The sequence below is a fragment of the Sporosarcina sp. D27 genome (assembly GCF_000586555.1).
Classification (GTDB): Bacteria; Bacillota; Bacilli; order Bacillales_A; family Planococcaceae; genus Sporosarcina.
In genome coordinates, this window is record NZ_AZUC01000047.1 from 284,907 (window position 1) to 297,622 (window position 12,716).

The 12,716-nt window shown below is 41.1% G+C and carries 14 protein-coding genes; all 14 read right to left on the reverse strand.

Annotation, left to right across the window (positions count from 1 at the left end):
* Positions 1-2: 2 nt before the first annotated feature.
* Complete coding sequence (locus N693_RS0112010; RefSeq protein ID WP_025785046.1) at positions 3-608, reverse strand: MotE family protein; 606 nt, start codon at positions 606-608, stop codon at positions 3-5.
* A gap of 4 nt (positions 609-612) precedes the next feature.
* Entirely contained in the window at positions 613-1,065 is a 453-nt protein-coding gene (gene fliJ / locus N693_RS0112015; RefSeq protein ID WP_025785047.1) for a flagellar export protein FliJ, read from the reverse strand.
* The gene (gene fliI, locus N693_RS0112020; RefSeq protein WP_025785048.1) at positions 1,062-2,393 is read right to left on the reverse strand and encodes a flagellar protein export ATPase FliI; all 1,332 of its coding nucleotides are present in this window, start codon (positions 2,391-2,393) and stop codon (positions 1,062-1,064) included. Before fliI ends, fliJ begins: the two co-directional genes overlap by 4 nt.
* Positions 2,394-2,395: 2 nt before the next feature.
* Complete coding sequence (gene fliH, locus N693_RS0112025) at positions 2,396-3,169, reverse strand: flagellar assembly protein FliH (RefSeq protein WP_025785049.1); 774 nt, start codon at positions 3,167-3,169, stop codon at positions 2,396-2,398.
* Complete coding sequence (gene fliG, locus N693_RS0112030; RefSeq protein ID WP_025785050.1) at positions 3,162-4,175, reverse strand: flagellar motor switch protein FliG; 1,014 nt, start codon at positions 4,173-4,175, stop codon at positions 3,162-3,164. Before fliG ends, fliH begins: the two co-directional genes overlap by 8 nt.
* A gap of 13 nt (positions 4,176-4,188) precedes the next feature.
* Entirely contained in the window at positions 4,189-5,787 is a 1,599-nt protein-coding gene (gene fliF, locus N693_RS0112035) for a flagellar basal-body MS-ring/collar protein FliF (RefSeq protein WP_025785051.1), read from the reverse strand.
* Between the two features lie 62 nt (positions 5,788-5,849).
* Positions 5,850-6,152, reverse strand: coding sequence for a flagellar hook-basal body complex protein FliE (fliE, locus tag N693_RS0112040; RefSeq protein ID WP_025785052.1), 303 nt, complete (start codon positions 6,150-6,152; stop codon positions 5,850-5,852).
* A gap of 22 nt (positions 6,153-6,174) precedes the next feature.
* On the reverse strand, positions 6,175-6,636 hold the full coding sequence (gene flgC, locus N693_RS0112045) for a flagellar basal body rod protein FlgC (RefSeq protein ID WP_025785053.1): 462 nt from the start codon (positions 6,634-6,636) through the stop codon (positions 6,175-6,177).
* A gap of 2 nt (positions 6,637-6,638) precedes the next feature.
* Entirely contained in the window at positions 6,639-7,031 is a 393-nt protein-coding gene (gene flgB / locus N693_RS0112050; protein ID WP_025785054.1) for a flagellar basal body rod protein FlgB, read from the reverse strand.
* A gap of 365 nt (positions 7,032-7,396) precedes the next feature.
* A complete protein-coding gene (gene codY, locus N693_RS0112055) occupies positions 7,397-8,173 on the reverse strand; it encodes a GTP-sensing pleiotropic transcriptional regulator CodY (RefSeq protein ID WP_025785055.1) in 777 nt (258 codons plus the stop codon).
* An 81-nt stretch (positions 8,174-8,254) separates the two neighbouring features.
* Positions 8,255-9,655 carry an ATP-dependent protease ATPase subunit HslU gene (gene hslU / locus N693_RS0112060; protein WP_025785056.1) on the reverse strand — a complete coding sequence of 467 codons (1,401 nt, stop codon included), beginning with the start codon at positions 9,653-9,655 and terminating at the stop codon, positions 8,255-8,257.
* Complete coding sequence (gene hslV / locus N693_RS0112065; protein WP_025785057.1) at positions 9,652-10,197, reverse strand: ATP-dependent protease subunit HslV; 546 nt, start codon at positions 10,195-10,197, stop codon at positions 9,652-9,654. Before hslV ends, hslU begins: the two co-directional genes overlap by 4 nt.
* 12 nt (positions 10,198-10,209) lie before the next feature.
* A complete protein-coding gene (xerC, locus tag N693_RS0112070) occupies positions 10,210-11,109 on the reverse strand; it encodes a tyrosine recombinase XerC (RefSeq protein WP_025785058.1) in 900 nt (299 codons plus the stop codon).
* A gap of 283 nt (positions 11,110-11,392) precedes the next feature.
* Complete coding sequence (gene trmFO / locus N693_RS0112075) at positions 11,393-12,703, reverse strand: FADH(2)-oxidizing methylenetetrahydrofolate--tRNA-(uracil(54)-C(5))-methyltransferase TrmFO (RefSeq protein WP_025785059.1); 1,311 nt, start codon at positions 12,701-12,703, stop codon at positions 11,393-11,395.
* Positions 12,704-12,716: the final 13 nt, after the last annotated feature.

Sequence of the window (12,716 nt, forward strand, 5' to 3'; positions counted from 1 at the left end):
CATCATTTTGCTAAAAGGGCAGTATATTTAGCGGCATCTTTTGCAGACATTTTTTCGAGAATAGCAGCCAGCGTATTTGCTTTCATTTGCGACAAAAGTTGAAGCGCCTGGGCATCGTCCATCTCTGTAATAACAGGAGCAGCTGATTTTGCAGACATTTGTTCAAAAGTTGAGACAAGCTGCCCAACTTCTTTTTTTGATTCATCATTCGTTCTCTTTAAAACTAAAATTTCCGCTTGTAATTTTTCTTGCGCTAAGACAAGTTCTTCGTTTTTCGCGTTTGACTTTTTCAAGTCTTCTTGAATACCCATTAGCTGTTGTTCTTTTTGCTTCAATTCTTCTTTCATTGCAACGACACGCTCTTCTAATATTTTCTTGTCTTTTTTTGTTGAAGAGTCTTGTTTTTTCTGTTCAAGGACAGGTACAGAAGCTGTCCATTCCTTTGCTTTTTCAACTACATTTACATCTGCAACTTTTGCAATAATGAGCAGAACAGCAATCGCGAATATAAGTGGAATTACAAACCACGCAAGCAACATCTGAAAAAAACTACCTGCCTTTTGCTGTTCTTTAAACGAGTCTGGGGTCTTATTCTTTTTTCGTTTCACCTGCTTACCACCCATTTTCATTTTTTCGGAATTTCAGTGTCGATAGCTCATCCAATCGTTCTGCTTCTTTATGTTCCATTTCATCTTGATAAGCATCCCGATCTTTTTCCCGCATCTTTTCGTATTTCTTTACTTCGATCGTTTTATCGAGCAAACGCTCTTCATACCAGTTCATCTTGTTTCGTGCTTGGATTACTTGTTGTTGCACAGAGTTAATCTTCATTTCCAAACTATCGATGAATCTGGCATAATGATGAATTTCATTCACCGCAAATCCTTTTGTCATTTTTTCTTGTTGCTCCATTAAAACATTCTCTTTCTTTTTCAAAAGATCATATAGTTCAGTAGCAATTGCTTCAAATGATTCAATAGACTCTTTGTATGCAGACTCTGTCTCATTCTTTTCCTGCTCCCGAAACGTGAGAACTTTCTCAAATCGATAGTGATAGGATTTCACGTGTGACCGCCCCCAGTAGCGAGAGCAATCAGTTCTTCAATACTTTCTTCCATCGAAATATTGTCCTTGTACCCTTGTTTCAGGAATTTTGTAATGAGCGGTTCGTATTCAATCGCTTGGTCGATCTCTTTTGAAGTCCCTCTTTTGTATGCACCGATATTGATAAGGTCTTCTGACTTATCATACGTATAATACAATTCACGTAGTTTCTCAGCAGCTTTCACATGCTCTGGATCAGCAATGTGATTCATAAGTCGACTGACACTCTTCAATACGTTTATAGCAGGATATTGGCCTTTGTTCGCAAGCGTTCTATCTAAAACGATGTGTCCATCCAAGATTCCTCGAACCGCATCAGCGATTGGCTCATTCATATCATCACCATCGACCAATACTGTATAGAATGCAGTTATCGCCCCAAATTCGTTTGTCCCACTTCGTTCAAGTAGCTTAGGTAAAATTGCAAAAACGGAAGGTGTATAACCTCGTGTTGCTGGTGGTTCTCCGACAGCAAGTCCAATTTCTCGTTGCGCCATGGCAACTCGTGTTACGGAATCCATCATAAGCATGACGTTCATGCCTTTATTTCTAAAATATTCCGCAATAGCTGTCGCCGTAAATGCGCCTTTTATCCGCATAAGTGCAGGTTGGTCAGAGGTCGCAGCAACGACTATCGTCCGACTTAGCCCTTCAGGTCCTAAGTCTCTATCGATAAATTCTCGAACCTCCCTGCCACGCTCACCGATAAGTGCAATGACGTTTAGATCTGCTGTAGTATTTCGTGCAATCATACCGAGAAGTGTACTTTTGCCTACTCCTGATCCAGCAAAGATTCCTACTCGCTGACCACTGCCTACCGTCAACATTCCGTCAATTGCTTTAACGCCAACTGCTAGTTTGTCATTAATGGTAGGGCGAGTTAAAACGTTAGGAGGGTTTTGCTCAGTACGGACTGTTGCAAGTCCTTTTGGTAGTGCCGACTGATCAATCGGGTTCCCCATCGAATCTAGAACTTTACCAATCAAATTCATGCCTACCTTAACTTCAAGTGGCTTCCCCGTTCCTTCTACTAAGCAACCACTCGAAATCTCAGTTACATTTGTAAAAGGCATCAGCATGACTATTTCTTCACGGAATCCAACAACTTCCGCCAAAATTTTCGTTTCTGATGTACTTGTCGGATTTAAGTGGATGATGCATAAGTCACCAATTGAACTTTCAGGACCTTTAGACTCAATCATTAAGCCCACGACTCTTGCCACACGACCATACTTCTTAAACGTTTTGACACTAGATATTTTGTTCGAAAGTTCTTCAGCTTTTTTCATGATTAGCCCTCGCTTTCCAATAGTTCCACAAGGCGCTCTTTCATCTCATTTAACTGCTCATCAACACTGACGACGATTCTCCCATGATTGGTCTCGATATAACACTCTGTAGATTCGAATTCATCATTCACAAAAATAAGCATCGGTACGTCAGGTGGGAAAATCGAAGCTAGTTCTTCTCGGCTATCTGAAACGAGTTTATAGTATTCAGGAGAGACATAAACTTTTACTTCACGCATTTCACGAGCCTCTTTCAAGCCGCGCTTCACAATGGATACATACAACTCCGTTTTTTCTTCTAACGCCTGACCGAGAATGCGTTCAGCAGATTTCATTGCAATTTCCAAGATTAATCGTTCTTGATGATCTAAGTAGGACTGACCATTCTTTTGTGCAATCTCGATGGTTTCATTGACATGTTTGATTGTATCTTGCATATCTGAAATACTTTTTTTAGTTCCTTCTTCAAAACCTACTTGGAACGCTTCTTCATATGCCTGTTGCTGGAGAGCTGCTTTTTCTGCTTCCCAAGCATTTCGCATAGCATCAATATCATCATGAGCTGTTTCACGCATTTGTTCAATTGCAGCTTTTTCAATTCCTGCTTGAGTACGCGCCTCATTCATTAGACGGTCTCGCTCCATAATGATTTCTGCTAAATTCATCTGAGGGGCCGTTGAAGTTTCTATGTTGTCCGTAACAGTCTGGAGACTGCGAATTCCAATCTTCTTCACACCTGCCATTTGGTTCGAGCCAGGTCTGTAGATATTAGACAATCACATCATCTCCTCCGCCACGTGCAATAATAATTTCCCCTGCATCTTCTAGACGACGTATTGTTGCGACAATACGGGATTGCGCTTCCTCAACATCACGTAGTCTGACGGGTCCCATGACATCCATCTCTTCTTTGAACGACTCGGCCATACGCTGAGACATATTTTTGAAGAGGATATCTTTAACTTCTTCACTGGATACTTTCATAGAAAGAATGAGATCTTCATTTTCACAGTCACGAATGACACGTTGAATCGAACGGTTATCGAGCGTAATAATATCTTCGAATACAAACATCCGCTTCTTGATTTCTTCTGCAAGTTCCGGATCCTGGATTTCAAGTGCATCAAGGATAGTTTTCTCAGTGGCTCTATCCACTCCATTGAGAACTTCAACCACTGCATCTACGCCACCTGTATCCGAGTAATCCTGAGTAACAGTTGAAGAAAGTTTACGTTCAAGAACGGCTTCAATTTCACTGATAACTTCAGGAGAAGTCGACTCCATGGTCGCAATCCGTTTAGCGATGTCCGCTTGTACTTCTTGTGGTAAGGAAGAAAGGATCATACCTGCTTGCTCTGATTCCAAGTAGGACAAAATGAGTGCAATCGTCTGCGGATGTTCGTTTTGTATAAAATTTAAAATCTGGCTTGGTTCGGTCCTTCTAGCAAAGTCAAACGGGCGAACTTGTAGAGATGACGTCAAGCGGTTAATAACTGCTTGTGCGTGTTCTTTGCCCAACGCTTTCTCAAGAACTGTTTTCGCATATCCAATTCCGCCTTGAGAAATATAATCTTGAGCAAGGGCTATGTTGTGAAACTCTTCAATGATTTCTTCTTTGACTGACGACTCGACTTTCCTGACCCCGGAGATCTCGAGTGTTAATCGCTCAATTTCTTCTTCAGTTAGATGCTTGTAAATCGCAGCGGATACTTCAGGACCGAGAGAGATCAAAAGGAGAGCTGCCTTCTGCTTCCCGGACATATCTTTATCTTTTTTTACCATGTCTGACCTCTCCTTAGTCCTCTGCTATCCAAGTGCGTAGCAATTTCGCGAATTCTTCCGGTTTTTCTTTCGCCATTTTTTCAAGTTGTTTTCTGCGCAAGGTTCCTTCAGTTTCAACTTCACCATTGATGTCACTGACTTCAATCGCTTCCAATTGCTCCTCCAGTGCCCGCGCTTCTTCTAATGCAAGTGCTTCATCTTTACGTCGTTTTCTAATATAAATAATAACTAGCGCAATTATTACTAGGACAAGCACTCCACCTACAACATAAACCCACCAAGGAATAACAGTACGTTCTGCATCGAAATCAGCTTGCTTACCGCGAATCGGCTGTATCGATACCGCGATTTTCTCGGCTAGTTGTTCTTCAGTCAGTTCTCCTGCCGAACCTTTGTCGATAGAGGTTCTTACAATCGTTTCAAGAATTTTTTTGACGTCATCTTCAACACCTGGTTCCAAAGATCCAGGGTCATCTGCAGTTGGTGGTTCAACCATTACTTGTAAACCAATGTCTCGGATTTTATAAGGACTTTCGACAATATTTTTACGAATACGATTCACTTCGTTATTGATTGTCTCTTCCACTCGTTCATAATCTCCGCTACCAGTGGAACCTTCAACAATTGTTGTTCGGTTATCGGTCGGATCCTCTCCTTCAGGGATACCGCCTGGTGCAGCACCATCGCCCGTAAATGTTTCTGTTATACGCTGTACACTAAGTGCGATTCCTTCCATACTTTCTTCGTCAACCGGTGTAACCAAATTCTCTTCACGTTTTTCCTGTTGGAAATCGATATCCGTTGTTACAGATACTACGACTTTGTCTTGTCCCATCATGGACCCTAGCATCATTTGAACTTGACGTTGAAGATCCCGTTCAATCGATTTCTTGATCGTCATTTGGTCGGCAACATTTGTGCCGAACTGATTATTCTCTTGGTTCAAATCATAGTATTCGAAGTACTGGTTCATTACTACGATATCTTCCGGAGCTAAGTTTGGAATACTTTTAGAGATCAAGTTGTACAACCCTTTAATCTGTTGTTCACTGAACTGCTGCCCTGGCTCTGTCTGTAAGACAATGGATGCACTGGCTGCTTGCACATCTTCGTTCACGAATACCCCTTGAGTTGGCAGAGTAATCATGACTTTGGCGTCCTGTACCCCTTCAATTCCAGTAATTAGTTTCGCAAGTTCATTTTGCATCGTTGCAAGCTTAATCATATTAAACTCGTTATCAGTGGTTCCGAAGCCTGCGTTTTCAGAGAAGAACGAGTAGTCGATTCTTCCTGAATTCGCTAGTCCTTGAGACTCTATCGAAACTAGTAAATCATCCACTCGCTCAGCAGGCACTAGTATCGAGGTACCACCTGGTGCGATTTTGCTCGGCACAGCTTGTGCATCTAACTCTTCTTTTATTCTACCAATATCCGATCGAGAAAGGTCTTTGTATAACGGAACAAACGTCGTACGAGATAGGAAGAAAGTAAGAAGTGCTGCAACAATGAGAATTGAAGCAGCAGTGCTAATGTACAAGATTTTCTGTTTTTTTGTCCGGTTTGACCAAAACGCTTGTAAGTCGTTTTTGATCTTTGTCACTCTCTCTTTCATTCTGATCCTCCGGTCGGCAAACGTCATCCGTACTCATTCTAATGAATAACGCCATATTTTTCTTACACTGGCATGCGCATAACTTCTTGATAGGCTTCAATTACTTTATTTCGAATTTCCATAGTGGCATTCAATGCGACTGAAGCTTTTTGTGCAGTAATCATTACATTATGTAAATCTACATTTTCACCACGGACCAATTTTTCAGTCATGACATCAGACTGAACTTGAGCAGAATTCACATTTTGGATAGCATCCTTTAAAAAGTTACCGAACTTTTGTTGGGATTCAAATGTTGTAGGTGAGGTTTTTGTTGCATCAGGCGAAAGGCCCGGCGCTACCGCCAAGATTGAAGAAATTGCCATACGCACTCATCCTTTCATCCTCTTATTTTCCAATTTCAAGTGCTTTCATTAACATCGCTTTGTTTGAATTAAGTACCGTAATGTTTGCCTCATACGAACGAGTCGCTGACATCATATCGATTGTTTCTCTCAATGGATCGACATTAGGCATTTCTACGTACCCTTCTGCATTTGCATCTGGGTGTGTAGGATCAAAGACTTGCTTAAACGGAGTTTCTGTATCTTCTTGAATTTTCGATACAGTGACCCCATTGCCGATTCCCCCTCTGTCACGAGTGCCCATCGCTGCATTTAAGAAGTTTGAAAACTGACCTTGTTTCGGCTGAAATGATACAGATTTTCTTTGATAGGGTTGCCACTCACCGTCAACTAGTTTACCTCTAGTTGTATCTACATTCGCCATATTAGAAGATATAACGTCCATACGAAGCCGTTGTGCCGTTAAAGCAGAGGCAGAAGAATTCAAGCTATGGAAGATCGACATGATTACCGTCCTCCCTTTATAACATTATTAAGTGAATTGAACTTGCTGCTAATTCTATCCGCAAGAGCATTGTAATAAATTTGGTTCGCAGCTAGATCCGCTTGTTCCTTATCCATATCCACGCCATTGCCGTTTTGGTTATAACTAAAATTTGCATAGGTATGCTTTGTTCCACCAGTTGCAGTTGGAGCAAACTGTAGGTGTCTCTGATCCGTGCGATAAGCTTCAAGCTGAGCCGTCTTCGCATCGTTTAGGTAATTTTGAAAGTCCACTGTTTTCACTTTGTAATTTGGCGTGTCAACATTCGCCACATTTTGCGAAATTGCTTTAGATTTGTCAGATGAGAAATTGAGTCCTTTTTCTAAAGCGGAAATCGTTCCTCCAAAAAGGTCCATATGATACTCCTCCTACGTATATTTATTAGAAATCTATTAAATTCGACATAATCTATCAAAAGCCAACAATTAATACCCATTGTAGCGGATAGTGAACCATTTTGTCTATACAAATTATATAAAAATACCAGAAGTTTTGCTTACAATTTCGCATTTGTTCACAGGAAATACCCTTTTTATTAGTGCTAATGTACCCTTTATGTACATTACTTAAATCTGAATATTAAATTAATTTTTTGATTAATTTCCTAAGAGTTTTAATATTTGTCTAATATATCCCCTAAATAAATATTATTTACATAAAAAAAACAAGTAAAAGCGAAAACCGCTTTTACTTGCCTTAAATTTATTTTCAACTTGACAGGTTATGATTTTTGTTTTTCAAGCTCTTCTAGGAATTTGCTGTTCAACACTTTGATATAAGTACCTTTCATTCCTAGTGAACGTGATTCAATTACTCCAGCACTTTCAAGCTTACGTAGCGCGTTTACGATAACTGAACGCGTAATTCCAACTCGGTCAGCAATTTTAGAAGCAACTAGAAGTCCTTCATTTCCGTCTAGCTCATTAAAGATATGCTCAATTGCTTCATGTTCACTATATGAAAGTGAGTTGATAGCCATTTGAACGACCGCTTTACTGCGAGCTTCTGTTTCGATTTCTTCAGATTTCTCTCGAAGAATTTCCATTCCAACAACAGTTGCACCGTATTCTGCAAGGATAAGGTCGTCTTCTTTAAAGTCATCGCTCAAACGCGCAAGAATAAGTGTTCCAAGACGTTCACCGCCACCAATGATTGGAACGATTGTTGTTAATCCATTTTTAAAGAGTTCCTGGTTTTCAACAGGGAATACAGTATATTCACTACCAATTCCAATGTTTGGTGATGTTTCACGAATTTCAAAAAGCTGTTTTGTGTAAGCTTCAGGGAATTTACGATCTTCAAACATTTGCTTCATGCGCTCGTTTTCAATTTGGTGATGGATTTCAAGACCAAGTAGCTTTCCTTTTCGACTCACGATGAATGCGTTACAGTCAATTACTTCACTAAGTTGCTCAGCCATTTGTTTGAAGTTCACTTGCTTACCTGCAGTTTCTTGAAGCATGGCATTAATCTTTCTCGTTTTTTCTAACAGTGTCATTATATTTTCCTCCTCATTATTTGGGAACTGATAAGAATATTCTAAAGGTTTTTAATTGTTAATTAAACTATTTTGACTTTGTCACAAGATAAAATGTGACAAATCTTTGTCTTTGACGATTCCTTGTAACTTTTCGTCAACATATGTTGGCGTAATTTTAATACTTGTTGGACCAATGTCTGATGCTTCAAACGAAAGTTCCTCAAGTAGACGTTCTACAATTGTATGAAGTCGTCTTGCACCAATGTTTTCTGTATTGTCATTCACGTCGAATGCAATTTCAGCGATTCGATCGATTGCATCGTCTGTGAACTCTAATAGGACGTCCTCTGTTGCTAGAAGTTTCTCGTATTGTCGAACAAGAGAGAAATCTGGCTCTTTCAAAATCCTGACGAAATCTTCTTTGGATAATTTGTCTAATTCTACACGAATCGGGAATCGACCTTGCAACTCGGGTATAATATCAGACGGTTTAGCCATATGGAAAGCACCAGCAGCTATAAATAAAATATAATCGGTTTTCACCGGTCCATATTTCGTATTCACAGTTGAGCCTTCTACAATTGGTAAAATATCACGTTGAACACCTTCTCGGGAAACATCGGCACTTGATGAGCCGCCACTCTTGCTTGCGATTTTATCCATTTCATCGATGAAGATAATTCCAGATTGCTCCGTTAGCTGGACTGCCTGTCGTGCAATCTCGTCATGATCAATTAGTTTGTCCGCTTCTTCAGCTTCTAATACTCTTCTTGCATCTTTTACAGAAAGTTTTCTTGTTGTTGTTTTTTTCGGCATAAGTGAAGAAAGAGCATCCTGCATATTCGACCCCATTTGTTCCATACCAGAACCTTGAAGCGCATCAAACATGGAAGGCTGTTGGGAAGCAACTTCCACTGTTACTTGCTCTTCTTCAAGCTTTCCTTGTTTCAGCAAGTCAGCAATTTCACTGCGCTTTCGTGTCATCTCTGTAACTTCTTCATGCTCTTCAGCGTCACTCTCATTCTTTTGCCCACCAAACAGCATTTCAAACGGATTTTGCATAGATCCCTTCTTTTTCTTTGAAGGAACAAGCAATTCGACTAAGCGTTCTTCTGCTTGAACTGCTGCTTGGCCTTTCACTTGAGCGCGCTGTTTTTCTTTGATAATCCGGACACCAGTTTCAACGAGGTCACGCACCATGGATTCAACGTCTCGTCCAACGTAACCAACCTCCGTAAACTTCGTTGCTTCGACTTTTACAAAAGGCGCATCCACGAGTTTTGCAATGCGACGCGCGATTTCCGTTTTCCCGACTCCGGTTGGTCCAATCATCAAAATGTTTTTCGGGATGATTTCGTTTTTTTCTTCTTCAGTTAACAAGTTACGTCTATAGCGATTTCGTATCGCAACCGCCACTGCTCTCTTCGCCTTATCTTGCCCAACAATGTAACGATTTAAAAATGCAATCATTTCTTTTGGCGTTAGTTGTTGTGAAGTCATTCCCCAAGCACCTCCACGATAATCTTGTCGTTTGTAAATACACAAATTTCAGAAGCCGTTTCAAGTGCTGCGCGAGCAATCTGTTCAGCAGTCAATGACTCCCCTGCATATTTTGCAAGTGAACGTCCAGCGGCTAAAGCATAGTTTCCACCTGACCCAATCGCTAGAATGCCATCATCAGGCTCGATTACTTCACCTGTACCTGAAACAAGAAGGAGACTCTCTTCGTTCATCACAAGTAGCATTGCCTCTAGTTTACGAAGTATCTGGTCGCCTCGCCATTCTTTTGCAAGTTCTACAGACGCACGCTGTAGATTACCGTTGTACTCTGTCAATTTATCTTCAAATAGATCGAACAGCGTAAATGCATCAGCGACAGACCCCGCAAATCCTGCAAGTACGTTTCCGTTAAATAATCTGCGGACTTTTTTTGCGGTATGTTTCATAACTACACTTTCTCCCATGGTCACTTGACCATCACCAGACATTGCACAAACTCCCTTATGCCGAATGGCAAAAATCGTAGTTGCATGAAATTCCATTTAAATTTCCTCCTAAGCACGCGGATGCGTATTCATATAGGTTCTTCTTAAATGCTCTTTCGTAGTATGGGTGTATATTTGTGTCGAAGACAGATCACTGTGTCCGAGTAGTTCTTGGACAGTTCTCATATCCGCCCCTGCAGATAGTAAATGGGTCGCAAACGTATGACGCAACATATGGGGATAAACATTTGACTGGATAGATGCTCGCTCAACAATGGCATCTAGCACATGCCTGACACCACGTTCAGTAAGAGGGCCACCTCGTAAGTTTACAAATAATCGATCATGTTTAGTACTTTTCATAAGTAAAGTCCGGCTATTTTCAATGTATTGCTCAATCGCCGACTGCGCAAAGCTGCCGAATGGGACATAGCGCTCTTTTCTGCCTTTCCCCATTACGCGAACAATACCAAGATCGTTGTCGATATCACTTAAACAGATTGATGTAAGTTCACTTACTCGAATTCCTGTAGCGTAGAGAATTTCCAGTAATGCTCGATCGCGCATGTCTCTAGGTTTCTCTCCTAGGCATGCAACAAAAAGCTTTTCAAGTTCCTCAACATAAAAAAAAGCAGGAAGCCGTTCTTCCTTTTTAGGGTGGTGCAGTAAACGGAATGCTGTGTCATTAATGTCATATCGGGAATTGGCAAAGCGAAAGAATGAACGAACTGAAGAAATCTTTCTCGAAATGGTTGCTCTCGATAATTCGCGCTCATACAGACGCGACGCAAAAAGCCGTGCTTCTTGATATGTAATGCTCTCTATCGTAAGAATACCTTCAGTTTTTAAGAACTCAAGAAATTCATCTACATCTTTTTCATATTCCGATACAGTGTGGACTGAATAGTTCTTTTCCAAACGAACGTACGTTATATACTCGTTACGCATTTGGATTGTCTTTTCATCCATAAAACACACCTCCCGAAAAATGAATAAATAATCATCATTTAAACGCTTGGCAACTAGCGTATTCGATTACCCAAACTAATTGAAAATGCTGATTACTCCTTAAATTCAAATTCATCCACGGTTTACTATACACGATTTACAGGTATTTCTACAACTATGAGGCACTAGGAAGTCTGACCTCTACACATTCTTTTTCTACATTGCCACTAAAAGTTCACAAAACCCTCATATTCACACAATAAAAAGAAGAAGAAAGGCAATACCTTCCTTCTTTACACATTTCTTATAGTTGGTTGTCCATCTTGAATGTATCAAGTGCTTCGAGTGCCCGATTCGCATGTCTTTCAGCTCGCTCTAGTTTAGAACGGACTCGCTCTCCTAAATCTGGGAATAATCCAAAGTTCACATTCATTGGCTGGAAGTTCTTTGAATCTGCTTCTGTAATATATCTCGCCATGCTTCCTAATGCTGTCTGGTGAGGAAGAACATAGAGCTCTTCACCTAAAGCCAGTCTTGCTGCGTTCATACCTGCCACTAGACCAGCTCCTGCAGACTCTACATATCCTTCAACACCTGTCATTTGACCTGCGAAGAATAGATTTGGATTGGCTTTTAGCTGATAGGTTGGCTGCAACACTCTTGGTGAATTGATGAACGTGTTCCGATGCATCACGCCGTAGCGTACGATTTCAACATTTTCAAGACCTGGTATGAGTCGCAAAACTTCTTTCTGGGCGCCCCATTTCATATGCGTCTGGAATCCGACAATGTTATACAGAGTTCCAGCAGCATCATCTTGGCGAAGCTGTACGACGGCTTTTGGACGTTTACCGGTTTTCGGATCTTCTAATCCAACTGGCTTCATCGGTCCAAATAATAGCGTCTTCTCACCTCGACTCGCAAGAACTTCAACAGGCATACAACTTTCGAAGTACACTTCTTTTTCAAATTCTTTAAGTTCCGCTACTTCCGCATTAACTAACGCATTGTAAAATACATCAAATTCGTCCTCATTCATCGGACAATTGAGATATGCAGCTTCTCCTTTGTCATAACGTGATTTCAAGTACACTTTGTCCATATCGATAGAGTCTTTTTCAACGATAGGTGCTGCCGCATCATAAAAGTATAGATACTCTTCACCCGTCAGCTGGCGAACTTTTTCAGCCAGGGTGGGAGAAGTGAGTGGACCGGTGGCAATCACTGTTATGCCTTCAGGAATCTCCGTTACTTCTTCATTTATGACTTTCACAAGTGGATGATTGCGTACTTTTTCCGTTACGTGTGCTGAGAACTCATGACGATCGACGGCAAGCGCTCCACCAGCAGGAACAGAGCAAGCATCCGCTGCTGCAATAATGATAGAGTCTAGACGTCGCATTTCTTCTTTAATGACGCCTACAGCATTCGTCAGCGCGTTTGCACGTAATGAGTTACTGCAAACGAGCTCTGCGAATTTGTCTGTATGGTGTGCTGGAGTTTGTTGAACAGGTCGCATTTCGTATAAACGGACCTGTACCCCGCGACTTGCAATTTGCCAAGCCGCTTCACTTCCCGCAAGTCCTGCTCCGATGACATTTACAATTGGTGTCACATTGAACCCTTCT

Excerpts from the sequence above, each read along its gene's own strand:
- fliI (WP_025785048.1), bottom strand. The coding sequence starts at position 2,393 with ATGAAAAAAGCTGAAGAACTTTCGAACAAAATATCTAGTGTCAAAACG.
- fliG (WP_025785050.1), bottom strand. The coding sequence starts at position 4,175 with ATGGTAAAAAAAGATAAAGATATGTCCGGGAAGCAGAAGGCAGCTCTC.
- fliF (WP_025785051.1), bottom strand. The coding sequence starts at position 5,787 with ATGAAAGAGAGAGTGACAAAGATCAAAAACGACTTACAAGCGTTTTGG.
- fliE (WP_025785052.1), bottom strand. The coding sequence starts at position 6,152 with ATGGCAATTTCTTCAATCTTGGCGGTAGCGCCGGGCCTTTCGCCTGAT.
- flgC (WP_025785053.1), bottom strand. The coding sequence starts at position 6,636 with ATGTCGATCTTCCATAGCTTGAATTCTTCTGCCTCTGCTTTAACGGCA.
- flgB (WP_025785054.1), bottom strand. The coding sequence starts at position 7,031 with ATGGACCTTTTTGGAGGAACGATTTCCGCTTTAGAAAAAGGACTCAAT.
- codY (WP_025785055.1), bottom strand. The coding sequence starts at position 8,173 with ATGACACTGTTAGAAAAAACGAGAAAGATTAATGCCATGCTTCAAGAA.
- hslU (WP_025785056.1), bottom strand. The coding sequence starts at position 9,655 with ATGACTTCACAACAACTAACGCCAAAAGAAATGATTGCATTTTTAAAT.
- hslV (WP_025785057.1), bottom strand. The coding sequence starts at position 10,197 with ATGGAATTTCATGCAACTACGATTTTTGCCATTCGGCATAAGGGAGTT.
- xerC (WP_025785058.1), bottom strand. The coding sequence starts at position 11,109 with ATGGATGAAAAGACAATCCAAATGCGTAACGAGTATATAACGTACGTT.